This window comes from Aciduliprofundum sp. MAR08-339, from assembly GCF_000327505.1.
GTDB lineage: Archaea > Thermoplasmatota > Thermoplasmata > Thermoplasmatales > Aciduliprofundaceae > Aciduliprofundum.
Genome location: NC_019942.1, coordinates 1369342 through 1390601 on the forward strand (window position 1 = coordinate 1369342; position 21260 = coordinate 1390601).

Sequence of the window (21260 nt, forward strand, 5' to 3'; positions counted from 1 at the left end):
AATCTTTCTCATAGCCTCCTTGCGCGGGAATCTATTTCTTCAAGGGCGAATTGCATTGCCAGTTCCATACTGTTCCTATCAATCCATATCTCATTCTCTTGTTCTTTTAAATATCTCACCAGGGATGAGGAGGCTGCTATTTGCAGTGCCCTATCCACTATTCTCAAACTCATGCGCGGATGTTTCTTCTCCATTTCCTCCGCTATCCGATCACCCATTCTCATAAAATCATCCTCATCTACAATCACCCTCACATCCTCATTTGTGAGAAGATGATACGTATATGTAAGATGCCTCCTCAGCGTGGGAGCAAGATAATAGTCCACCTTTCCCGCTGCGATGCGTTTCATATTTTCCCATATCATCCTTCTTCGTTCGGACGTGTTTAAAAACAATCTGCAGAGCATTCTATCCTCTATGGCGTTGAAATTCGGATCTTCTATGGTACTTTTCCACATGCCTCCCCTCACCTGCGTGTTATAATTGACTATGAAAAAACTCGTGACCTTGTATGGCCCTATCACACCCGTTCTTGTCTCATCCTGAACCTCTCTACGTTCCATTATCAGTTTGAGTTTCTCCACCATGCCGCGATATGTGAAGAAATCTTTGAACTCGGGCACAACCCAGTCCACGGGGTAATCCTGATAGGCCTCCAGTATGGCAATGAACATCTTTGGAGTCATTCCCTGGGCGTATCTCAGCCTTCCAATCATCCCATGGGGTGGAACCCCCTTCTCCTCCTTGCCCCGGAGGAGATCATCAGTAGCGAATGTCTTACCCGTACCGGGCTCTCCAAAATAGGCAAGAGAGAAGCCCGTTTGATTTATTCTCCTATCCATATTTGCAGATGAGTATATGGGAATGTGGGCCATGGAGTACTGCTGAATTATGGGCAAAAAGGCGTCCATGTACAATTTCTCTCCCATTATGCTCCTTGTGTACCTCAATATATCCTCAACGGAGGAAATCTTCTTGCTCCACTCTTCTACGTCCTCCTCCTTCACACTTTTCACGAAGCTATCATACTCCTTTTTCAGGTTAAGCACTATTCCTTCATACTCACGCATGGCCTCATCCGTGCTAAAGTGCCCCGATTGGCCGTAATACCTCTGGATCCATCTCTCTATGCGCTCCAGGGCCACAAGCGAGTAGAGCTTGGAACCTCCCTCCTCCCCAACCTCAATCATTAGTCCTGTGTTTCGCAAACGTGCAAGAATGCTGTGCGTTCCAGTCTTTGCAATTAACCATTCCTTTGCATTCTTCAATGTCCACACACGCTGCATCCTCTGCATGTACATCAGGGCACGAATCTGCTCAATGTCGCCACTGCTCTGAATAACGTAGCGAATCCAGTTGTTAAACTGATACTCTGGAATCTCGGGCTCCCTGGATATCTTCACGTATCTGCGTTTCTTCATCCCCTCCCAATTGCCATACTGGAATATTAAATTTTACACGGAACTAATCCCTACGAAAAACAATTCAGAAGGCCCAAATTTTTATATTCCCTCATCTTTTCACCCAACTATGTACGATTTCAAAGCACGAGAGAGGCATTGGCAGGATTTCTGGGAGAGGGAGAAAATTTACAGATTTGATCCCCATAGCGATAAACCGATTTTCAGCATAGATGTTCCTCCACGCTATGCATCGGGAAAACTGCACATAGGGCACGCAACACATTATGCACACATTGATTTCATAGCAAGATACAAAAGAATGCGCGGCTACAATGTCTTCTATCCCCTCTGCTTTGATGTGAACGGCATGCCCATTGAGGTGAATGTGGAGAAGAAATACGGTATAAAAATGCGTGAAACCCCCAGGCATGAGTTTATAAAACTCTGCGAGGAGTTTGCCAATGCGAATATTGGCGAGATGATTAGACAGTTCAAGATTTTGGGCGAGGCAATGGATCCGAGCATATATTATCAAACAGATGCTCCATATTACAGGCGCATCACCCAACTATCCTTCATAAAGATGTTCGAGAAGGGTCTCGTTTATAAGGCTAAGCACCCGGTTAACTGGTGCCCCAGATGCGGAACCGCAATTGCGGATGCTGAAATTGAGTATCAGAAAAGGAAGACAAAACTCAACTACATCCGCTTCAAGGTGGAGGAGGGAGGAGAAACAATAATCGCAACAACAAGACCCGAACTGCTATGCACATGCCAGATGATAGCGGTGCATCCTGATGATGATAGGTACAAAAATTTGGTGGGCAACCACGCCATCGTGCCCATCTATGGACAGAGGGTAAAAATAGTGGCCGATGAAAAGGTTGATCCTGAGTTCGGCACAGGCGCGGTTATGATCTGCTCCGTTGGAGACAAGGATGATCTGGAGTGGATTTACAAGTACAACCTGAAGTTTTTGGAGGGAATAAACGACAGGGGCGAGATGACCGAACTGGCGGGAAAATATGCAGGTATGCCCGTGGAGGAGGCAAGGAAGGCGATAATAGAGGACCTACGCAAGGATGGATTGCTAATAAAGCAGGAGGAGATAGAGCAGAATGTTGGCGTGTGCTGGAGATGCCATACCCCAATAGAGCTCATAAACAAGGAGCAGTGGTTCATAAAAATAAAGGATTTGAAAGATGAGATAAAGAAAACCGCAGATGAAATAGATTGGCATCCAGATTGGATGAAGAAGCGCCTCTATCAGTGGATAGACTCACTTGAATGGGACTGGGTTGTCTCTCGCCAGAGATACTTTGCAACGCCCATACCCATATGGGAATGCGAGAACGGCCACGCCTTCGTCCCAAAGTTTGAAGATCTTTTAAAAATGGACAGGCATGTTGATCCCACAATTGACCCGCCTCCATACGAGAAGTGCCCAATATGCGGTGCACCCCTCAAAGGCACGGAGGATGTATTTGATACCTGGGTTGATTCATCCATATCTCCTCTTTACAACACATTCTGGGCGAGGGATGATGAGAAGTTCAAAAAATTATACCCAATGAGTTTGAGGCCGCAGAGCCATGACATAATACGAACATGGGCATTCTACACCATTTTGAGATGCAAAACTGTGACTGGAGAGAAGCCATGGGAGGACATAATGATAGATGGTTTCATCCTCGCTCCAGATGGGAGGCCCATGCACACATCCTGGGGCAACGTGGTCGATCCCCTGGAAATCATAGAGGAATATGGTGCAGATGCCCTTCGCTTCTTCGCGGCCAAGTGCACTCCTGGAGAGGATACCCCGTTCCGCTACAAGGACACCATTCGGGGCAGGAAGGTGGCCATAAAGCTCTACAACCTCGGCAAGTTCGTGAAGAATGCCATAAGGGAAGGGTTTGAAGAGCCTGAGAAATTGCACCTTGCGGATAGGTGGATAATAAGCAAGTACAGCGAAATCGTTAAAAATGTGACGGAGAGCATGGACAACTATCGCTACGACCGCGCCGTTAAGGACCTGGAAAATTTTATGTGGAACATCTTTGCAGATCACTATGTTGAAATGGTCAAGCACAGAATGGGCGAGGATGCAACAAAGTACACCCTGTACCATGTGCTTCTGGGCATTGTGAAGATGTTTGCCCCAATAATGCCGCATGTAACGGAGGAAGTGTACCAAGAGGTGTTCCGCGATAGAGAGGGAGAAAAGAGTGTGCATCTTACCTCCTGGCCCGAACCTATGTTCTTCGATAAGGTTGCCCTTGAGAAGGGAGAGAAATTGAAAGATATCATATCGGAGATTCGCAGGTGGAAGAACGAGAATAAATCAAAAATTGAGGAAATCATGGTGGAGGGCATAGATGAGGGCATGGAGGACATTGCTGGAACTTTCAAGTGCGGGGTATCCACTGAGATAAAGGGTAAGGTTGAAGAGAGGGTCGTCTCTCTCCAGCCAAACTTCGCAGTGATAGGTCCAAAGCTACGTGAGAGGGCAAAGGAGATAATAGAGTTCATAAAATCCTCAGATCCGGAGAAACTTTGGAGTGCAATAGAGAATGGCACCGCTGAGTACAAAGGGATAAAGATAACTGAGGATATGGTAAAGGTGCAGAGGGAGAAGGTGTATCAGGGAAGGAGAGTGCACTCGCTTTCAGTAGGAAACGTTCTTATCCTGTTATTTTAAATTATTTCTAACTTCCCATAAATCCAGCCGTCAATAGTACTCATCATCCCTTCCGTCTTCTATGAAATCAAATCCGCTGTGCCCACAATCTTTGCAACGATAGAACATATACTCGCTCCCTGCAATCCTAACAACCACCAGTTCCACATTATCGCTTCCGCACTTTGGGCATATTTTCATCTATATCACAACCTTTCTATTTTCCCATTAACTCACAGAAATGAAGAAGCACAAAAGTATATACCAATTTTCACGTACTTTTATAAGCAACATTACCAATATTATGTAAAAAAATTCTCAATTATAATCAAATCAGAAGTTTTCGAGAAATCGATTGTAAATCGGTTAAAAAATCACGCAACTTGATGGGGTAAAAAGGATTAAATAAAAATTCATCATCATATATGTTGATGAATAATGAATACAAGTTTGGATATCGTAAAGCTCTAGAGACATTTGCGATTTGTGTGGGGTTGAGCAAACCTGAGCTAACAACTCGAGAGTTTTGGGAGTGCTTAGTGAAGAATAACATACTTGCGGGGAAAAATATAGAGGAACTTCCATCAAAGAAGCTAGTATCAAACGAGCTTAGAAGATTGTATCAGATGGGTTTGATGAATAGGAAAAAGGTTCCAAGAGTTGTTAGAACAAAAAAGGGAAATATAGGCAAAAAAGGATTTGAGTATAAGTATACTCTTTCCAAGCAAGGATGGCGATATATAGTTTACATTATAAAGATTAGAAATGATTACAACATAACACATCTTACACCTGAAGAGGAGTTTTTGCTTGATAAATTTAGAGAATGGGAAATAATAGATAATGAGAAAGATGAGATGAGTATGAAACTCTTTATAAAACATTTGAAAAACACAGAATCGTTAGGTAAATGGGTGGGATTGTTCCACACAGATACTGAAAAAGAGGGGATAATTGATATTCTAAAAAAGTCAGGGCATATCAAATCAATTAAAGGTGAAGGGATAATGATTAAAATATTGAATATAGAGAACAAACATAAATTTCAACCAAGGTGGAAAATAACGGAAGAGAGATACAAAAGATCCTTAAGAGAGAAAGAGAGAGTTTTAAAGAAACTTCAATCTGAGATTAAAGAGAAGGATGAATTAATTAAAAATTTAAAGAAGCATTGCGAAGAACTGGAAAAGGAAAAAATGGATGCATATAGTGAAATTAAGGTCCTTAAGAACAAAATAGATTCTTTGAAAATAGAAATATTAAAATTAAAAGAAGAAGGAATAATAAAGGACTTCAAAATTAAAAAACTTCAAAGTGAGGTTAAGAAATGGCATAAAAAATACTTATAAAACCGCCCTAAAATTTAGAGGAAAAACTTTCAATCCCAACATGGTCTGATTCTAACTATCGTCCAGGGTGAGGCTCTTCTCCTTCCTGGATAGCTCTTTCAATCCCAACATGGTCTGATTCTAACGATCCAGGCTCCAGCAAACGTTCAGAGTTCTTACACAATCTTTCAATCCCAACATGGTCTGATTCTAACTACTGCGCAGACTGGCACGATAATTTCAGGTGTTACAACCTTTCAATCCCAACATGGTCTGATTCTAACCGAGGAATCATCGTATTGCCCGACAGAGGAATAAAAGGCACTTTCAATCCCAACATGGTCTGATTCTAACCTCATCCGCTATCTTTTTCAGTATCCACGCCGCCTCCCTCTTTCAATCCCAACATGGTCTGATTCTAACCTCACCTTCCTTAACCACCCTTTCCAGTTCCTCTGCAACACCTTTCAATCCCAACATGGTCTGATTCTAACCTCGTGCTCATCGGTATTTCCTGGGCTCTCACGAATTTCTTTCAATCCCAACATGGTCTGATTCTAACTTTCGTGAACCTTTAGTTTGAAATACTGTGAAATCCTACCCACTTTCAATCCCAACATGGTCTGATTCTAACTTGAGGGGAGAGATATACCCGCAGATGCGGAGAAATTCTTTCAATCCCAACATGGTCTGATTCTAACCAAGGAATATAATGTATGGGCTATATTTTAAATTTCCTCTGTAGAATTGGATTATATTGTCTCATATATTAAAACGCTCAGATTGGATTTTGTGACAGATTCCCGGTAAGGGGGTTCATTTATAAAGATTCGTTGCAAAATCATATTACATTATCCACATCAACCTTCGGCTCCCCCATCTCAAATCTCTTCAACTGCTTCTCATCTCTCAGAATGTAGAAAATTACATAATCCTGCGATATATCAATCATATCCCTAACATCCATCTTTACCCTCTCAAACTCTGCCCTTGTCAATTCTCCCTCAAACACCGAGTTCTGCTTCCAGAACAGGTATTTTTTGAGATATTTACGAACAGCATCAATTCTCTCCACCGCTATATCATAAACAACAATCACATACATATTACCACCACGCCACCAGGGGTCTGTATCTCTCCGCACCTATCAAATGCTTTATCAGTTTATAGCACTCAATTCTTATGAACCTTCTAATGGATATTTTCCTTCCCAGACCGAGATGCATTATTGTGGAATGCAATCTCTCATCGTATTCTTTCAGGAACTTTCTCCTTCCCTTATCGCTGAGAAGAACGGCGTTGAGGTCCTTTCTGAAATCATCGTCATCAAGCATCCCCTTGCGAACAAGTTTCATTATGAGCCTATCTACGATTATGGGTTTGAATATCTCGCTTATATCAAGTGAGAGCGAAAATCTCCTCTCTGAAGGCTCGTGTAAATAGGATATGGTTGGATTCAGCTGAGTGTTGTAAATCTCGCTCAGCACTGTTGAGTAAAGTAACGAGTTTCCGAAACTAATTAAAGCGTTCATTTTATTTGTTGGCGGCATTCTCTCCCTCCTTATCATCTTATAATCCTCAGGAACAAGAGAGTCCATAATGGAGTAATACCTCTCTCTAATCTTACCCTCAATCTCCATTATCCGAGGTATGCTATCCTGCTCTTCAATTCTCTCCCTTAATCTCTCTATCTCTCCCGCGTCTCTTTTCCACCTTTTCAAATTTCTTATGATGTTCCCAGCGGAGCCATCCACAAACCTCTTTGCAAGGTAGAGCCTCTTCTTCATATCAAGATAATGCTCTGCCTGCTTTACAAGCACAGTACCAGAAACCAGGGATTCTCTGGGATAGAGAGATGCCTGATAGAATCCGTACTTGTTGAAGAAGTGCACAACTATTCCCTTTTGGGAGAAATATGATATGACCTGCGATGTGAGTGTAACCTTGCCATACACATAGATATCTTCAATTTTCTCTACGGGTAATAGATGCTTCTCACCACCAGCCTCTATGAAGTACACGGTGTTCTCATCCCTGACGAGTTTTCCATGCTTCGTGATGTATATACTATTCCTCATTCTCACCACCAAAACAGAATTCATAATACGCGCATTTCCTGCATATGCCCCTCCTCTTGGGTTTGGGCATAGGACCACTCACTATTCTTTTAATATCCTCAAGAGCCCTTTCAATCTCCTCCTCATCCTCCGGGCCAAGTTCAACATGCTCCCTCCTTCTCGCCCTGGGATAATCAATCACACCGATGGCTTCGATTCCTCTCTTTTTGAGATAGTAAAGATAATAGAGAATCTGCATCCTGTGCGCCCTCTCCATCTTCTTTGTCTTCTTTATCTCGTGCACCTCTATTTTCTCGCCCCTTCTTATGAAATCTATGGCTATATCTCCAATCTGCACCTCCCTGTGCTCCCTGTATGATTTCTCGTGCAGCAACTTGCCCAAGGATACCAGTTCATTCTCCCTCTCCATACCTATGTCATGCGAGAATAACCAGAGCTTGGTATGGCAGATGTAATAATACGCAACCTTAACCCCTGTGATGTGCATCTCTTTCATAGCATTCCCAATGTATTTATGTCCAAAAGGTAGATTAAACTTTTCTACTAAGATTTTTGGAGTTATTTCCTTTTAAATAGGGAAATTTTTGATTGTTATTTCCTATCATATAAGACCATATGTTCATATGTCAGAAAGAGGAATTTCGTCGTTCCTAGAGATGATACCTTAAAATTGGAAACTAAACAAAAATAGAAAAATTCCTCCTCACTCAAACTCTTTGAAAAATAGATGCGATGCTCTGCTGGTCATAACCTATAAATGAGAATCATCTATCCTACTGACCGTGTGAAGGTTAGTGTTGTATAAATAGAAATAGTTGTTAATACAGAAAAACATAATCTTCACATGTCTCCACGTCTGAGGGCGATGATATTTTTTCAGAGTTATAATATCCTAATGTTGGAGAATACAAATATTTTTTACTTTCAAATACAGGTATGCGTGTTGTCTCTAAGTTATGAATTTTATCTCTTTCTTCCCCTATCCACCTAAGTGGAACGGGAACCAAAAGATTTTTTATTAAAGTGTTTTTAATCTTATTGTCTGAGGAGAGTATATCTAAAGCCACTTTTTCCAAGCATCTTGGAATAACTAATGTTGTATGTGTATCTCTAATTTTAAGAATTTTATTTATATCTTCATCCCAGAGATCTACCGTGTAGATGTATCTGGTATTTTCTTCCCATTTCTTGAAATATAAATTTATTTGTGATATTAGTCCCTCTTCTTCATTGATTTGTTCTCTTAAAATATGATCTAAAAGGTCATACTCATTTTTTATTCCTATCTTAGACAACTCCTTTAAAAGTTTAATTTTTTTCTCTATTTCTTTTTGATCCCACCCATAAGGAGAACAAGAATCTTCGGTATTTGTCGCAAGAAATACATTTAAATTATCAGTATAGACACCATATCTATTAACTCTTCCAAATCTCTGAATTAAAGATGTGAGAGGTGCAATTTCTGTAAACAGATAATCAAAGGACATATCTAAGCTAACTTCTGCTACTTGTGTAGAAATTAATATCATTGGCTTATCGCTTTTGCTCAGAGATTCCAGAGTATTTTCTTTTTTTCTACGATCCTCATAAGTAAAACGTGAATGAAGAAGAATAACGTTGGTTGGTAATGATCTTAAACGCAAATACATTTTTATTGCTTTATTAACGCAGTTTACAATAACTAAAATTTTTCGTCTTTCAAAGTGTTCCTCTATTAGTTTGACAATCTTCTCATCAAGAATATCTACATTAAGAAGTTTATAATTATACCTTTTCAATTTCTTGTATTCGCTAAGAAAACGATATTCTTTTATGTTGGAAATATGCTTTTTAATAATAGATGTATATAAAACATCTTCCGTAGCAGACATGAAAATAAATTTCATATTGTATCCAAATTTATTGTTAAAGTTAGTAAGAATTTTCAGTAAAAGAATCAATCCAGATAGGGGATATAAATGATACTCGTCAAATATTAGAAATGAGTTTCTAAAATGATATCTCTTTAAATGGTATTTGCCTACATTTAAAAAGCTCATCAGCATCTGATCTAGGGTAGTAATGGTGATAGGGGCCATAAAAGATTTGGCCACAAAAAGTTCAGTAAATAGTGTTTCATCTATATTATTTGATTCTTTACTTATCATTTCTGTATCTGCAAAGAAGTAGTTTTCCTCGATGTCAATATCCTCAAACAACTGTTTTAAAGATTCTCTCATTTTTCTTATTGCAGTAATTGTTGGCAGGATGTATATGATATGGGATGGTTTGTGTGCGAGCGCAATTCTTATGGACGCAAATGTTTTACCCCATCCAGTGGGCGCCAAAAGTAAAATGTTAGAATTTTCTGCCATATTATCCCAACATTTCCATTTTGATTCATTGAATTTTATCCCCTTAGACTTAACATATTCTTTGAATCTCGCTTTTACAATCGCCTCATCAAAATTTAAATTTTCTTTTAGGACCTTTAAATCAACTTGAAATTTGGCTGATAAAATGTCGGCTGTTTTAAAAATTCCAAATAAATCCGAATATAGAACATTTTTGTAATAATCTCTTGTACTCCTATGAAGATCGTCCTTTACTAATCTATATATCTTTACAACCATGCTCTTGTTAATATTTATATCCGGATGTTTTAGATATCTCAAAAAATTTGTTTTTATCCACCCAGGAGAATATTGAGGTGCTTTTAAAGATCCATGATGTCTCCATATCAAGTAAAAAATAAGAGGATCATAATCTCCACTCTCCAAATAAAAATATGCTGACAATATGGAATGTGGAGGATTTCTTTTATTATATATATTCCACTCTGGGTTTAATTTACCAACATCATGCATTGCAGCTAAAATATTTATTATTCTTTGACACTCTTCACAATCTCCCAAATGTTTTCCCAAAATCTCTGAGGATACCTCCATTATTTCTTGAATGTGTTTTGAAAGAACTTTTTGTTTACCATCATTGGATATATGACTTATCTTTCTCTCTGGCACATCCAATCTAATATTCATTTGATAACTACCTCCAATGGAGGTTTATACATTGGCACACCTTCTAAAGTAGGCACCTCTCTTGATAAATTTAATGGAATTTTATATGACATAACTACTTTTTTAATTTCCCCATAGGATAGATATGGGAGAGAATACAATATACCATGCGCATCTAACTCTGGAGAAGAAAGTATTTCAAGTGGTGCATATGAACTTTCCACCTCTCGCTCTAATAAATATTTATTGTGGATTTCAGGATCCTTAACGTCCCAAAATATAAAATCACTGATTCCTCCATAAGGTACAAAATGAAAATCATAGGAAAGCATTCGTTCATAGATCTTCTCTATAATTTTCCTTTCACCCCACAAAGCGAATTTATATTTTGGTTTTAATAAAATCATAATTTCCTCGGCAGTTTTTGATTCTTTATTTGGTTTCAATTTTAGAAGTTGTGCATTTTCTCTAGATATCCCCTTGAAATCCAAAATTTTTGCACCTGCAAGAAAGTTCTCTCTCTCCTCTATGAACTCTTCTCTTGATTTTCCCAATATAGAATAGAAAAAGCCAATAATAGTTGTGGGTAAGGGAAGTAAATAGGTAGTTCTCCCCTTCATTGTGATATGTACTCGGAAATGGGCTACATCAAACTCTACTATAGCAGTTAATCCCCTTTCTTCCATGTTCCACTCACCAACCAAGTTGCTAATGTCTCAATGTCTTCTTCAGATATCTCCTCCTCTGGATAATTATACACTTTCAACAGTTTTTTGGTATCATCGCTGAACTCTGGGACTTTGAAAGTGTAATTCTCTTTATCTATCAGTTTCCAAACGGGATATAACTTAGATCCTGCATATATTATCACGGAGTTGTGTTCTGCCATTGCTAAATTATTTGTCCTCCTCGGATATGCCCACCCCTCTTTTAGAAGAATTTTCAAAAATGCCTTTACTCTGTATATTCTTTCGTCATCAGGTAGTTTGAATGTATCTTCTTCTATCTGCTCTAATAAACCTTCCTTGTAATACTCTTTCCAACTTCTCTCTTTGTCTGTTTTTTCAGAGGAAATAAAAATTCCGCTTCTCTCAGTAATTACTACTTTCAATAACCCTACGAAATCTGCGACCTCAATCTCAAATGGTGTAGGATTACTTTCACCTGGCGTTTTTGGAAATCTCCCGCCAAAATCGGTTTTAATAGGTGTGTGTTCCACAGCTATCAATGGAGACATAGAAATAGGTGCTACTCGAGGGATCTGCTTATTTCCTTTTATATAAAGATATCCAAATAGATCGTTATCTACATATTTTATCGGATCCCCTGAATCTGCCAATTTGTTGCCTTCGCCACTTCTGAATGGATCCACCTCAAACCCATATTCTGATAATTTCTCCCTAATTCCCCTCTTTATCGCCCTTGCTGAGACAAATGGATAGACCTCACCACTTGTTGACACCATTTTTTTTATTCTTATTCTGTCACCGTCCACTTCATTTGCGTTCACATTTCCCGAGACTCTACTCAGGATGCCTATGGTTATTTTTCTCATTCTTTTCCACCTCCTATGTATTGGTTCCACAAATTGGAAATAAATTCGTTCTTTATTATTAAGAATTCCCTCATTGGAAGAGTACTTATTTGAGATGGTAGCGATACTCTTATGCCTTCCCTTTCAAGCCTAGGCAAATAGTTCAAGAGAGCAGAGACAAATCCTGGAGGCAAATCTTCGGATTTTATGTCCATAATTATTCTTTTCAGCAAGCTTTTTTGCGTATCTCCTTTTTTAGATAGTTGTCCTATTGTAAATGCTATAGCACGCATTTGTTTTCTTAAACTTTCAAATTCTTCCCTCATACTATCACCTCCCAACATTTTATGTTGCACGTAATCCACAAATAAAACAGGACCAAAACGATGAGCTTTATTTTCTCTTTTTGCTCTAAACTCTAAGGATATCTTTTCACTTAGTATTTCCGATAATTTTTCTACGTTCAGATAACCTTCTATTAGAAGAGAGTATGAGAAAGATGCGAGGTCTGAGTAATAGGACTCATTAACATTCTGATTAGCCAACCTAGGAGGATTAAGCGTGCTTAGAAAAACCCAAAACTTTGCATTTAAATCTTTGGCGTAATCCTCATCTTTTTCAAAAAATAGCTTATACAAACGGCCTATATTTACTGTAGGATGATAAATAACATTCCATTTGTTGCCACCGCTATTTTTAAGCAGAATGATTTCTACATCTAAATCCATAATATCTGGAGTTTTTCCTTCTAAACTCAATATCTCAAACAGAGCAGAGAACAAGATTAAAAGGGCAAAATATGATGATGATGGAGAGTATGGAATAAAATAAGATCTTTCACTTTCACCAATATTAGCAGCCAACTTGCCTTTGCTTAATTCAAAATGATATTTTCCTCCCTTTACAACAAAATTATCTCTAAGTGTCTCTATCATTATATCATCGTCAGACCTAATGGCAACAATGCTTCTTCTCTTATTATCCCTCAAATCCAAATAATAGAAAGATAAAATCCATTTGAGAATCTCTTTTCTTCTCGAATTGTCTATAAAGGAATAATCAGTAGTGTGGTAGTTAGGAGCTTCCTTTCTTTTTAATACGGTGGGCATGTGAGACGAACTTATATCCTTAGAGAGTAAGTAATCTATAATCACTTCAATACTCTTGTCTTTTGTGTTAGCACCTTTAAATTTTGTTGTCAAATTAGGAATTGCCCCCCCTAAAATAGCATTAAGAAAACCGTCAAAATCCACCGGAATCTTTCTCTTCTTGCCTCCTGATGACTCAAAACCCACATACCAAATCCTTTTTTCTAACAGATCCTTGACCTCTTGCAGATTTTCCTTTTGCGTTTCATCAACGTAGGTGGATCTCTCTGTCATCTTTTCACCACCCCCTCCAACCCAAAAATCCCAGCATCCACGAACCAGTTTCTCGTGAACTCCAATGATGGGGAAAAATTGAGATGCGCTGGAGATCCGAGCACCTTGCTCTCAATCACGATTGAATTGAACTTATTTAAAGTATTTAATCTTTTGCACGTAATATTCTTGAGGGTTTTTTAACGATCTCAACACATCCAAATCCCTGGCCTGTACGCTCGCCGAATCCGGATTGATACCCTATTTTTATCAATTTTGTGGGAGCAGAGATCTCAAATACGACCTTTGAACCTCGCACGTAGCCACCGGCAATCTTATACCTCTTTGGTTTCTTTGACTCCAGAACCCTTATTTTCATCGAACCATAATACTCCTCCCCATCAAACAGCATAAGTCTTCGTTTGATATTTTTTTCCAGATAGACATACCACTCAACCTCGTTGGGATACAGAAACCAGTGTCTATACCTGCCATTTTTATCCCTCACAGGCTTGGAAACCACAATGGGTGATATTGTTTTGAACACCATTTTCTTGGAAAATTCAGGCTCCTCAAGAACCTCTATGGATGTTATTGGAAAGGATACGTCCTTTATTTTTAACTCACCCTCCATAAGGGCTCCTTTAACCACTGCCTCAACAACATCGTTGAAGCATGAAGAGAATATGAGAGAGCCCAATGATTCTTTAATTTGAAGCAAATTATCAATCTGTCTAGCTCCAACCTTGATCTCAGAGAATGTAAAGGGTTTGAGATCCTTTGAATAATGGTACCTTGTTGCAAGTTCCTCGTTGCCCATTCGCATCCAAGAGTAGACGGCGGAGAATAGGTAGTAATGGTAGTCTATGGGAATGATCTTATCGGCCATCTCTCCAAACTCTATCCTGATACGCACAGGTATGAAGGGTTTTGAGAGTATATAATCGTTTTCACAGAGCATACCCCTTTGATCCTGCCCATCAGAAATTGGGGGAAAATGCATGTGTGAATTCACACAACTTAACAGGCACAGGTTCCACTAAGCTTTACCTCATATACGATCATAACCAAGCCCATCCTCACAAGCAAGGAGTTTTTAAAATGAGTTCTGAAATACCCGATTCTTCTGTACAATGAAAATATGCACGCACTCAGGAGACTGTACATAATGGGAGTTTATTGAGAAAAATATAGCAAGATGAAAGGCTCACTACTGCTCCGTAATACGTGTGAGGTTACCAAATACAGAGTTACTGTTATACCAGGGATATCGATGTGTACCGGATAACTATACCTTACCTTTGAGCAGAATGCTCTTAAGTCTCTCCAAGTAATCCCTTCTCTCCACCAGATTTTCAAGTTTTCTAACAACGCGATCCACAGGATACTTTATTCTTCTCAAATGAAACTCGCCATCGTATATGCCGTAGGAGGCCCGGGGATCACCATCCCTGGGCTGTCCCACCGATCCGGGATTGAAATACTCCACGTTCTCTTTTATTCCCCTAACAGGGAAGTGTGTGTGGCCAAAGAGAAGAATGTCCGTATGGATCATGCCCCCAATCTCGTTGCGCATGCATTCGGGCATGAAATCGAACATATACCCGTACAAAGGATCAGCCGGGCATCCGTGTACAAAATAAAAATCCCGTGCATCCATCCTGATCTCCCGGTACAGAGGAATGCTTTTCAGAAACTCCAGATCCTCCTTGGTGAGCAGTTTTTGGGTGATATTCTCCCTTGTGTAAACGCTCAGATCATGGGTTTTCTCGCCGCAGCCACAATCAACGCCGTGGGCATTGGCATAGTCGTGGTTGCCCATCACCCATACCTCGGGTCTGAGATCCCTGAGCGTGTCAAGCACCATATGCGGCTCTGGACCGTAGTCCGTGAGATCTCCCAGAAACCAGACTGCGTCGTATCTCTCACTATCCAGAATCGTTTTGAGGGCATCCAGATTTCCGTGTATGTCGCTGAGTATTAGGATTCGCATCTCACTCCTCCTCGAATTTTATGATCCTTCCCTTCAATCCCTGATTGAATATGCGGGTGTGCCTGAATGATATGGGGTATTCCTCCACAACTTCACTGTATATCTCATTCTCAAGGATGTACACATCGCGCAATTCAACAAGACCTTCGTCAAAATTCGCCGTATAAGCCATCAGTCTCTTATCCGCTAGGTAGTTGCGTATTTTCTCATCCTCGCGCAGAGCATCAAGCCCAACCTTCTTGAATGTGTAGAGGTGGAAGAGATAATCTGCATCAATCTCCCTATCTGCAAGGGCGGAGAACAGGGTATGCAGAGTGCTGCGAAGAGAGTCAAATTCCTTTGAACCTCCAACGAAAACCGCAACAAGATTTGGTCCGTACTCGGCAATTTCATTGGCCACCGTGTCAATATCCTCCATGGCAAAGTACCTGCACTCACCTCCCGTGGCGGATATGTAGGCCGATTCCATGGAGGAGGCTATGGCTGTGCAAAGAATGTTCTTCATTCCCACAAATGCGATCCTGCTGTATCCAAAAAGTGCTCTGTAGCCAACAACCTGACCTGTCAAGATTCTCAACTCCACTATTTCTTCAAATTTCAAGGGCATATTATCACCACAGAGGCATGGCAGTAATTGGATTTATTTCTTTTCATAAATGCCAAGTATTTAATCCCAATTTGCCATCACCAAATATGCAATTCATCATTGATATGGACGGTGTGCTTTACAGGGGTAACAAAAAAATTGAGGGTGCAGACAGGTTTATCCAGTTTCTGCAGGAGAACAACATTCCATTCATTCTTGCCACCAATAATTCCACGAAAACGAGAAAAATGTTCTCGGAAAAACTTGAAAAAATGGGAATGCATGTTGAACCGGAGAGGATAATAACATCCTCATACGTAACCGCCGAGATTCTGAGAGGAGAGAGGAAAAAATCCAGGGCATTCGTAATAGGTGGCGCCGGGATATACGACGAACTTGAGAGAATTGGCTGGAAAATCGTGGAGATGAAGGAATGGAGAGAGGCGGAGTACGTGATAGTGGGTATGGATCTTGAATTGACCTATGAGAAATTAAAATACGGATGTCTAGCAATAAACAACGGTGCAAGGTTTGTAGCAACCAATGATGATAAAAATTTTCCATCGGAGGAAGGCCTGATTCCGGGGGCGGGAAGCATGGTTGCTGCCCTTGAGACGGCCACAGGCAAAAAAGCCAAGGTGATGGGCAAGCCCAACGATCCCTACGTGAGGATAATAAAGAAGGTACTCCCAAGTGGAGATTACTATGTGGTTGGCGATAGGGTAGAGACGGACATGCTTCTCGCCGAAAAATTAGGTGCAAAGAAAATTCTCGTGCTCAGTGGAGTGAGCAGGGAAGGCAGGGCGGATATGGTGGTAGAGAGCGTTGCTGAGTTACCAGATATCCTCAGCGGGTATCTCTCCTGACCCTCTCCCTGAGCACGCCAATTCCCTCAATCCACGCCTCAATCACATCCCCATCCTTTATCTCACCCACACCCTCGGGAGTGCCTGTGGCAATTATATCCCCGGGCTCAAGGGTCATTATTTTGGAGATGTAAGAAATGACCTCTGGCACCTTGAATATCATATCCTCAGTGCTTCCCTTCTGCCGGATCTCTCCGTTCACCTTAAGGCCGATTTCAAGGTGATGTGGATCGATTGACTCCGCGGGAACTATCCTGGGTCCGATGGGGGCAAATGTATCAAATCCCTTGGCAACGCTCCAAGGTAGCCCTTTTTTCTTTGCCTCTGCCTGCAGATCTCTTGCAGTTATGTCAAGCAAGATTGTGTAACCGAGCACATGAGAGGTGGCGTCTTTTACCCCTATGTTTTTACCTCCTTTACCAATAACCACAGCAAGTTCGACCTCGTGGTGAACCGTTTTGCTCGGAGGGGGCAGAAGAATGATAGAATCTGGGCCGACAAGCGAGGATGGTGGTTTCAAAAATATAACGGGCTCCTTTGGCACCTCACTCTTCATCTCCCTCGCATGCTTAACATAATTCCTGCCAAGGCATAAAATCTTTGATGGCTTAACTCGGTACTCTCCATCCATAAAGGGTAATTTCAGCATGGGGTGAGAATGATTCAAAAGAATAAATCATTTTCCACAAAAAGTTTAATATAAATCCAAGTTCATTAAGATTTGTGACCACCCTCATTTTATGTGTGGACAGGGACGATGACCTTGGGCGCAAGGCAGGGGTGAAGGGGCCGGTTATTGGAAGAAATAAGAATTTGCATGCGGCCACTGCTCTGGCCCTTGCAGACCCGGAGGATTCTGATGCAAATTCAATTTTTGCCGCCGTTTCCCTTTACGATAGGCTCAAGAAGGAGGGAAAGGATGTTGAGGTTGCAACTCTCACGGGGCATGAGGATGTGGGCCTTAAAAGTGATGAAATCATAGCAAAACAACTTGATAAGGTACTCAAGAAGGTCAAGCCCGAAAACGCCATATTTGTGAGCGATGGAAGTGAGGACGAGTACATAATTCCCCTCATAACATCAAAGGTACCCATTACGCACATGAGGAAGGTCATAGTAAGGCAATCAAAGAACATAGAAAGCACCTACTATTTCATAGTTAAGGCCATGAAAGATAAGAAGATTGCCAAGAAGATTCTAGTTCCCGTGGCCCTTATTTTTCTGGCGTATGCCGTGGCAGCAATTCTTATAGCATTCATAAGAGCCATATTTCCAGGATGGAACCTCATGAGCCCGGGCACCCTGGCACTCACGGTGATAACTCTAACCCTCGGGCTTTACTTCCTAGACAGAGTTTACAGCATAAGGAAGAAAACCAAACAAATCATAGCACATATTCGTGCCTCAATGGCCCAGGCAAAGATAACAATTGTCGCAGATACTCTGGCAATTCTGGTGTTCCTTGTGGGTCTCGATTTCGGCTACAACGATGCCGTAAATGGAAAGGATTTCATAGTCCAGATAATACTTTTCCTGCACACATTCATAGTTTGGTTTGTGTTCTCGGTTTTAATAAGGGAGGGGGGCAAGACATTCGATATATGGGTACACAAAGGCACATACACAAAATCGTTCTGGATCGCCTTGCTCTCCACCATAGCAATGGGCGTGATCATATACTCAGCCCTTGATTATCTTCTAATCATTCTGAAGGCAAAGAGCGAATCATCCATTGTACCCATAACCGTTATGGCCGTGAGTGGAGTCATTCTAGCAATAACAGCAGCGTTCCTTCAAAGGCAGTTGAAGGAAGAGGGTTTAATTGAAGAAGAAGAAAAAAAGCAGGATAAGGAGAAAGAGGAAGATGTACTGGAGGAACTGGAGGAGGTTGTACAGGGAGATTGAAGTAGATTTTAATTTTTCTTACGAAAAAGAAATTCGAGCAAGGAACACGCTATCTAAAATTCTTGGAGATAGGCATCTTGAGGAGAACGAAATAAAAAATATTTTGGGCGATGAGGTTTACATCACGGGATTCTCCCCCTCTTTAGAAAGAGAGATTGAACTTATACCCGATGGAGCATGCATAATAGCTGCAGATGATTCTGCATCTGTGCTTCATGAATTTGGCATCGAACCAGGGATCGTGATCACGGATCTGGACGGAGATGTTTCAAAATTACTGGAACTAAGAAACTCGGTGTTTGGAATCCATGCCCATGGGGACAATATGCACCTTCTGAACTACGCTGACTTCTTTCAGAAAAGATTTGGTACCACCCAGATTGAGCCCATTGCAAATGTGTACAATTTTGGGGGATTCACAGATGGGGATAGGGCAGTATTTCTAGCCTGGCATTTTGGAGCAAAAATTCACCTTGTTGGGTTTGATTTTGAGCATCCGCGGATAAAGGAGGGAAAGAACATAGTTATGAAGAGAAAAAAACTCAGATGGGCGAGGTATCTAATTGATTACGCTTCAAATTCAGGGGCGACAATAATCTGGGAAAGTTTAAATTCAAAATGAATATTGTGAGTTGAGATGATAATACTCAATCCAAAGATTGCCACAATTCTCAGCGCCGTTTTGCTTATCTACATAGGTATAGTGGTGGAGAAGTACTATGTGAGTTGGAGCAGCGTTTACGCCAACACCCTGAGTTTTCTGATACTCCTCGGCTCAATTGACATAAATCAGTACGTTTTTCTATTCCTGCTTGCATACACTATCCTTGGGTATGTATCCGTCAAACTCAGATGGAAACGCATATTTCCACTGTTTGGGTGTAAAACTTATGGTTCTCTCGTGCTTGTGCTGACCCTGGGATCGGAAGGTTATTTATTCGGTATATACACAATCACATCGGTGCTCATATCATGGATCATAGTGGCAACTCTCGTGCATCTGATCGGGTATGTGTATGTAAAGCATTCCCGAAGGTCCAGGAGGCGCCAAAGATGGTGAGAAAAACGTTGAACGAATATAAGTGGCGTAGAGACCGGGATTTCAACCTCATAGAGGTGCATTACATTGACAGGCTGAGTTCCAGAGGATACTCCATCCTGCACGGTAGCGATATCGTGGATATGGGTGATAAATTTATATTTACCAAAAACGGAATGATACCCTACCACAGGGTAATAAGAATCCTCTACGATGGACAGATCATCTTTGAGAGATTTCACGGGAATCGTAATAAATATAGTAAAAAACCATAGATGTGAAGGTACCCACAAGCATGCCTGTTATGATTCTTATTAAATTTGTACTCTCATAGGGTGTGAGAAGCTGTAAAACACCATCAATACCCATGGGAAGTATGATCAATATGTACAGTCCAAGTCCAACTCTGACCCTAAAAATGCTCCCAATAAATGCCCCAAATGCCAGACCCAAAAATATTCCGGTGCATCTTGCACAGAAGGGCATCTGATTCCCGTTTATGAAGAATGAGCGATCGGCATGCTGATGGCACATGAAGTCGCCTGCAATGTAAACCGCCCGAAACAATGGATTATGGATATGAGAATTTATATAGGGCGCGTTATCCATTACGCTTACCTTTCCATTATTTCCAAGATAGATGGAATTTGGGGGCATAAGTGCGGGAGATAAAAATAGAAGAATTGCCCATATTAGCAACAAGATTGCCGGTATGAAAAGCAGCCAGTTTACCCTCTCATTTTTCCTGAGATCAATGGTGAAGGTTTCCAATAACCGTGCCCGGGCATCTTCCATCGGCCATCACCATTTTCAGGCTCTCTATATCCTTACCAATGATGCATATTTTTATCCTGCTTCTCTCGGCGATCTTCAGGGAGATGAGATCAAATGGTATATTGAGCCCGGCATTCATCTTCAACTCAAAAAACATCTTTTCTGCGTCTTCATAACTCAAATGCTCTATTTTATTTGCATCCTCATAAACCCTCGGGTCTCTGTCGTAAAGTGCACCCACAGAGGTCATGTTCACAACCAAATTTTCACCCAGTCTCTCAGCAAGAAGCAAAGAGACCCCGTCTGTTGTATGCCCAGGCTCTGTACCCCCCATAAGAACAACATTGTAGGAGGAGGACGCAATTACCGCCTCTTCTATATCCATTGCAACCCGGGGATAGGAATACTCTCCAAGAAACAGGGCTGCATTCATTCTGCTTGCATTTATGCCCAGCATATCCATTGTGTACTGGTCCATCCCAAGATTCTCAGCAGCATGTATGTATTCTCTCGCAACTCTTCCTCCGCCAACCACAAGGAATATTTTGTGCTTTTTTGAAAACTCAGTCAGAAATTTCCTGAATTTGGATATATATTCAATATTTAGTTTTTCACCGCACACAATTGAGCCACCCAGCGAGATCACAACCATAAATGATTATCGGCATGCACTATTAAAAAATTGTCATAGGAAATAGGCACAGCGAAAGATTAATA

General features: G+C 40.8%; 23 protein-coding genes and 1 CRISPR repeat array. Of the genes, 7 read left to right on the plus strand and 16 right to left on the minus strand.

All coding sequences use genetic code 11. The annotated features are described in order from the left end of the window. Positions 1–8: 8 nt before the first annotated feature. Positions 9–1421, minus strand: coding sequence for a hypothetical protein (locus ACIM339_RS07345; RefSeq protein ID WP_015283982.1), 1413 nt, complete (start codon positions 1419–1421; stop codon positions 9–11). A gap of 109 nt (positions 1422–1530) precedes the next feature. Here ACIM339_RS07345 and ACIM339_RS07350 point away from each other — a divergent pair, with 109 nt between their 5' ends. Then, positions 1531–4101, plus strand: coding sequence for a valine--tRNA ligase (locus ACIM339_RS07350; protein WP_015283983.1), 2571 nt, complete (start codon positions 1531–1533; stop codon positions 4099–4101). Positions 4102–4131: 30 nt separating this feature from the next. Here the strand turns inward: ACIM339_RS07350 and ACIM339_RS07950 are convergent, their stop codons facing one another. Then, positions 4132–4281 carry a hypothetical protein gene (locus ACIM339_RS07950; protein WP_015283984.1) on the minus strand — a complete coding sequence of 50 codons (150 nt, stop codon included), beginning with the start codon at positions 4279–4281 and terminating at the stop codon, positions 4132–4134. Between the two features lie 230 nt (positions 4282–4511). On the opposite strand from ACIM339_RS07950, the gene ACIM339_RS07355 reads away from it, so the two are divergent. Beyond that, positions 4512–5429 carry a hypothetical protein gene (locus ACIM339_RS07355; RefSeq protein WP_015283985.1) on the plus strand — a complete coding sequence of 306 codons (918 nt, stop codon included), beginning with the start codon at positions 4512–4514 and terminating at the stop codon, positions 5427–5429. Between the two features lie 26 nt (positions 5430–5455). Further along, a CRISPR array of direct repeats spans positions 5456–6109; the repeat unit is 30 nt; unit sequence CTTTCAATCCCAACATGGTCTGATTCTAAC. A 140-nt stretch (positions 6110–6249) separates the two neighbouring features. Here ACIM339_RS07355 and cas2 read toward each other — a convergent pair. The 11 genes from cas2 to ACIM339_RS07405 all read right to left on the minus strand — a co-directional run bounded on the left by cas2 (position 6250) and on the right by ACIM339_RS07405 (position 15980). Further along, a complete protein-coding gene (gene cas2, locus ACIM339_RS07360) occupies positions 6250–6513 on the minus strand; it encodes a CRISPR-associated endonuclease Cas2 (RefSeq protein WP_015283986.1) in 264 nt (87 codons plus the stop codon). Between the two features lies 1 nt (position 6514). Next, entirely contained in the window at positions 6515–7486 is a 972-nt protein-coding gene (gene cas1b / locus ACIM339_RS07365; protein WP_015283987.1) for a type I-B CRISPR-associated endonuclease Cas1b, read from the minus strand. Then, positions 7476–7982, minus strand: a complete 507-nt coding sequence (cas4, locus tag ACIM339_RS07370; protein WP_015283988.1) for a CRISPR-associated protein Cas4 — start codon at positions 7980–7982, stop codon at positions 7476–7478. Before cas4 ends, cas1b begins: the two co-directional genes overlap by 11 nt. Positions 7983–8304: 322 nt before the next feature. Beyond that, positions 8305–10506 (minus strand): CRISPR-associated helicase Cas3', encoded by a 2202-nt coding sequence (gene cas3 / locus ACIM339_RS07375; protein ID WP_015283989.1) that lies wholly within the window; start codon positions 10504–10506, stop codon positions 8305–8307. Then, positions 10503–11171, minus strand: coding sequence for a CRISPR-associated protein Cas5 (cas5, locus tag ACIM339_RS07380; protein WP_015283990.1), 669 nt, complete (start codon positions 11169–11171; stop codon positions 10503–10505). Before cas5 ends, cas3 begins: the two co-directional genes overlap by 4 nt. Then, on the minus strand, positions 11153–12040 hold the full coding sequence (cas7i, locus tag ACIM339_RS07385; RefSeq protein ID WP_015283991.1) for a type I-B CRISPR-associated protein Cas7/Cst2/DevR: 888 nt from the start codon (positions 12038–12040) through the stop codon (positions 11153–11155). Before cas7i ends, cas5 begins: the two co-directional genes overlap by 19 nt. Continuing rightward, positions 12037–13401, minus strand: coding sequence for a hypothetical protein (locus ACIM339_RS07390; protein ID WP_015283992.1), 1365 nt, complete (start codon positions 13399–13401; stop codon positions 12037–12039). The genes cas7i and ACIM339_RS07390 overlap by 4 nt, the downstream gene beginning before the upstream one ends. After that, the gene (locus ACIM339_RS08085; protein WP_337954322.1) at positions 13398–13520 is read right to left on the minus strand and encodes a hypothetical protein; all 123 of its coding nucleotides are present in this window, start codon (positions 13518–13520) and stop codon (positions 13398–13400) included. Before ACIM339_RS08085 ends, ACIM339_RS07390 begins: the two co-directional genes overlap by 4 nt. Before the next feature lie 26 nt (positions 13521–13546). Next, positions 13547–14341 carry a CRISPR-associated endoribonuclease Cas6 gene (cas6, locus tag ACIM339_RS07395; RefSeq protein WP_337954323.1) on the minus strand — a complete coding sequence of 265 codons (795 nt, stop codon included), beginning with the start codon at positions 14339–14341 and terminating at the stop codon, positions 13547–13549. A gap of 327 nt (positions 14342–14668) precedes the next feature. Further along, positions 14669–15373 (minus strand): metallophosphoesterase, encoded by a 705-nt coding sequence (locus ACIM339_RS07400; RefSeq protein ID WP_015283994.1) that lies wholly within the window; start codon positions 15371–15373, stop codon positions 14669–14671. A gap of 1 nt (position 15374) precedes the next feature. Continuing rightward, entirely contained in the window at positions 15375–15980 is a 606-nt protein-coding gene (locus ACIM339_RS07405) for a hypothetical protein (protein ID WP_015283995.1), read from the minus strand. An 86-nt stretch (positions 15981–16066) separates the two neighbouring features. Between ACIM339_RS07405 and ACIM339_RS07410 the strand changes: the two genes are divergently transcribed. Beyond that, a complete protein-coding gene (locus ACIM339_RS07410; protein WP_015283996.1) occupies positions 16067–16825 on the plus strand; it encodes an HAD-IIA family hydrolase in 759 nt (252 codons plus the stop codon). Here ACIM339_RS07410 and ACIM339_RS07415 read toward each other — a convergent pair. Continuing rightward, positions 16806–17474: a fumarylacetoacetate hydrolase family protein gene (locus tag ACIM339_RS07415; protein ID WP_015283997.1), complete on the minus strand. Its 669-nt coding sequence runs from the start codon at positions 17472–17474 to the stop codon at positions 16806–16808. The genes ACIM339_RS07410 and ACIM339_RS07415 overlap by 20 nt on opposite strands. A 74-nt stretch (positions 17475–17548) precedes the next feature. On the opposite strand from ACIM339_RS07415, the gene ACIM339_RS07420 reads away from it, so the two are divergent. The 4 genes from ACIM339_RS07420 to ACIM339_RS07435 are packed head-to-tail and all read left to right on the plus strand — an operon-like array spanning position 17549 to position 20044. Next, a complete protein-coding gene (locus ACIM339_RS07420) occupies positions 17549–18730 on the plus strand; it encodes a DUF373 family protein (RefSeq protein WP_015283998.1) in 1182 nt (393 codons plus the stop codon). Further along, a complete protein-coding gene (locus ACIM339_RS07425) occupies positions 18648–19352 on the plus strand; it encodes a 6-hydroxymethylpterin diphosphokinase MptE-like protein (RefSeq protein WP_337954324.1) in 705 nt (234 codons plus the stop codon). Before ACIM339_RS07420 ends, ACIM339_RS07425 begins: the two co-directional genes overlap by 83 nt. Before the next feature lie 15 nt (positions 19353–19367). Continuing rightward, on the plus strand, positions 19368–19790 hold the full coding sequence (locus ACIM339_RS07430) for a hypothetical protein (RefSeq protein ID WP_015284000.1): 423 nt from the start codon (positions 19368–19370) through the stop codon (positions 19788–19790). Further along, entirely contained in the window at positions 19784–20044 is a 261-nt protein-coding gene (locus ACIM339_RS07435) for a DUF504 domain-containing protein (RefSeq protein WP_015284001.1), read from the plus strand. The genes ACIM339_RS07430 and ACIM339_RS07435 overlap by 7 nt, the downstream gene beginning before the upstream one ends. On the opposite strand, the gene ACIM339_RS07440 is transcribed toward ACIM339_RS07435, so the two are convergent. Together ACIM339_RS07440 and pyrH are read right to left on the minus strand one after the other, a co-directional pair. Further along, positions 19992–20540 carry a DUF2085 domain-containing protein gene (locus ACIM339_RS07440; protein ID WP_337954325.1) on the minus strand — a complete coding sequence of 183 codons (549 nt, stop codon included), beginning with the start codon at positions 20538–20540 and terminating at the stop codon, positions 19992–19994. The genes ACIM339_RS07435 and ACIM339_RS07440 overlap by 53 nt on opposite strands. Continuing rightward, a complete protein-coding gene (gene pyrH, locus ACIM339_RS07445; protein ID WP_015284003.1) occupies positions 20521–21195 on the minus strand; it encodes a UMP kinase in 675 nt (224 codons plus the stop codon). The genes ACIM339_RS07440 and pyrH overlap by 20 nt, the downstream gene beginning before the upstream one ends. Between the last annotated feature and the right edge of the window lie 65 nt (positions 21196–21260).

What these genes read in the sequence shown, in the direction of transcription:
- ACIM339_RS07345 (WP_015283982.1), bottom strand. Translation starts at nt 1,421, where the DNA reads ATGAAGAAACGCAGATACGTGAAGATATCCAGGGAGCCCGAGATTCCA.
- ACIM339_RS07350 (WP_015283983.1), top strand. Translation starts at nt 1,531, where the DNA reads ATGTACGATTTCAAAGCACGAGAGAGGCATTGGCAGGATTTCTGGGAG.
- ACIM339_RS07950 (WP_015283984.1), bottom strand. Translation starts at nt 4,281, where the DNA reads ATGAAAATATGCCCAAAGTGCGGAAGCGATAATGTGGAACTGGTGGTT.
- ACIM339_RS07355 (WP_015283985.1), top strand. Translation starts at nt 4,512, where the DNA reads ATGAATAATGAATACAAGTTTGGATATCGTAAAGCTCTAGAGACATTT.
- cas2 (WP_015283986.1), bottom strand. Translation starts at nt 6,513, where the DNA reads ATGTATGTGATTGTTGTTTATGATATAGCGGTGGAGAGAATTGATGCT.
- cas1b (WP_015283987.1), bottom strand. Translation starts at nt 7,486, where the DNA reads ATGAGGAATAGTATATACATCACGAAGCATGGAAAACTCGTCAGGGAT.
- cas4 (WP_015283988.1), bottom strand. Translation starts at nt 7,982, where the DNA reads ATGAAAGAGATGCACATCACAGGGGTTAAGGTTGCGTATTATTACATC.
- cas3 (WP_015283989.1), bottom strand. Translation starts at nt 10,506, where the DNA reads ATGAATATTAGATTGGATGTGCCAGAGAGAAAGATAAGTCATATATCC.
- cas5 (WP_015283990.1), bottom strand. Translation starts at nt 11,171, where the DNA reads ATGGAAGAAAGGGGATTAACTGCTATAGTAGAGTTTGATGTAGCCCAT.
- cas7i (WP_015283991.1), bottom strand. Translation starts at nt 12,040, where the DNA reads ATGAGAAAAATAACCATAGGCATCCTGAGTAGAGTCTCGGGAAATGTG.
- ACIM339_RS07390 (WP_015283992.1), bottom strand. Translation starts at nt 13,401, where the DNA reads ATGACAGAGAGATCCACCTACGTTGATGAAACGCAAAAGGAAAATCTG.
- cas6 (WP_337954323.1), bottom strand. Translation starts at nt 14,341, where the DNA reads ATGCTCTGTGAAAACGATTATATACTCTCAAAACCCTTCATACCTGTG.
- ACIM339_RS07400 (WP_015283994.1), bottom strand. Translation starts at nt 15,373, where the DNA reads ATGCGAATCCTAATACTCAGCGACATACACGGAAATCTGGATGCCCTC.
- ACIM339_RS07405 (WP_015283995.1), bottom strand. Translation starts at nt 15,980, where the DNA reads ATGCCCTTGAAATTTGAAGAAATAGTGGAGTTGAGAATCTTGACAGGT.
- ACIM339_RS07410 (WP_015283996.1), top strand. Translation starts at nt 16,067, where the DNA reads ATGCAATTCATCATTGATATGGACGGTGTGCTTTACAGGGGTAACAAA.
- ACIM339_RS07415 (WP_015283997.1), bottom strand. Translation starts at nt 17,474, where the DNA reads ATGCTGAAATTACCCTTTATGGATGGAGAGTACCGAGTTAAGCCATCA.
- ACIM339_RS07430 (WP_015284000.1), top strand. Translation starts at nt 19,368, where the DNA reads ATGATAATACTCAATCCAAAGATTGCCACAATTCTCAGCGCCGTTTTG.
- ACIM339_RS07435 (WP_015284001.1), top strand. Translation starts at nt 19,784, where the DNA reads ATGGTGAGAAAAACGTTGAACGAATATAAGTGGCGTAGAGACCGGGAT.
- pyrH (WP_015284003.1), bottom strand. Translation starts at nt 21,195, where the DNA reads ATGGTTGTGATCTCGCTGGGTGGCTCAATTGTGTGCGGTGAAAAACTA.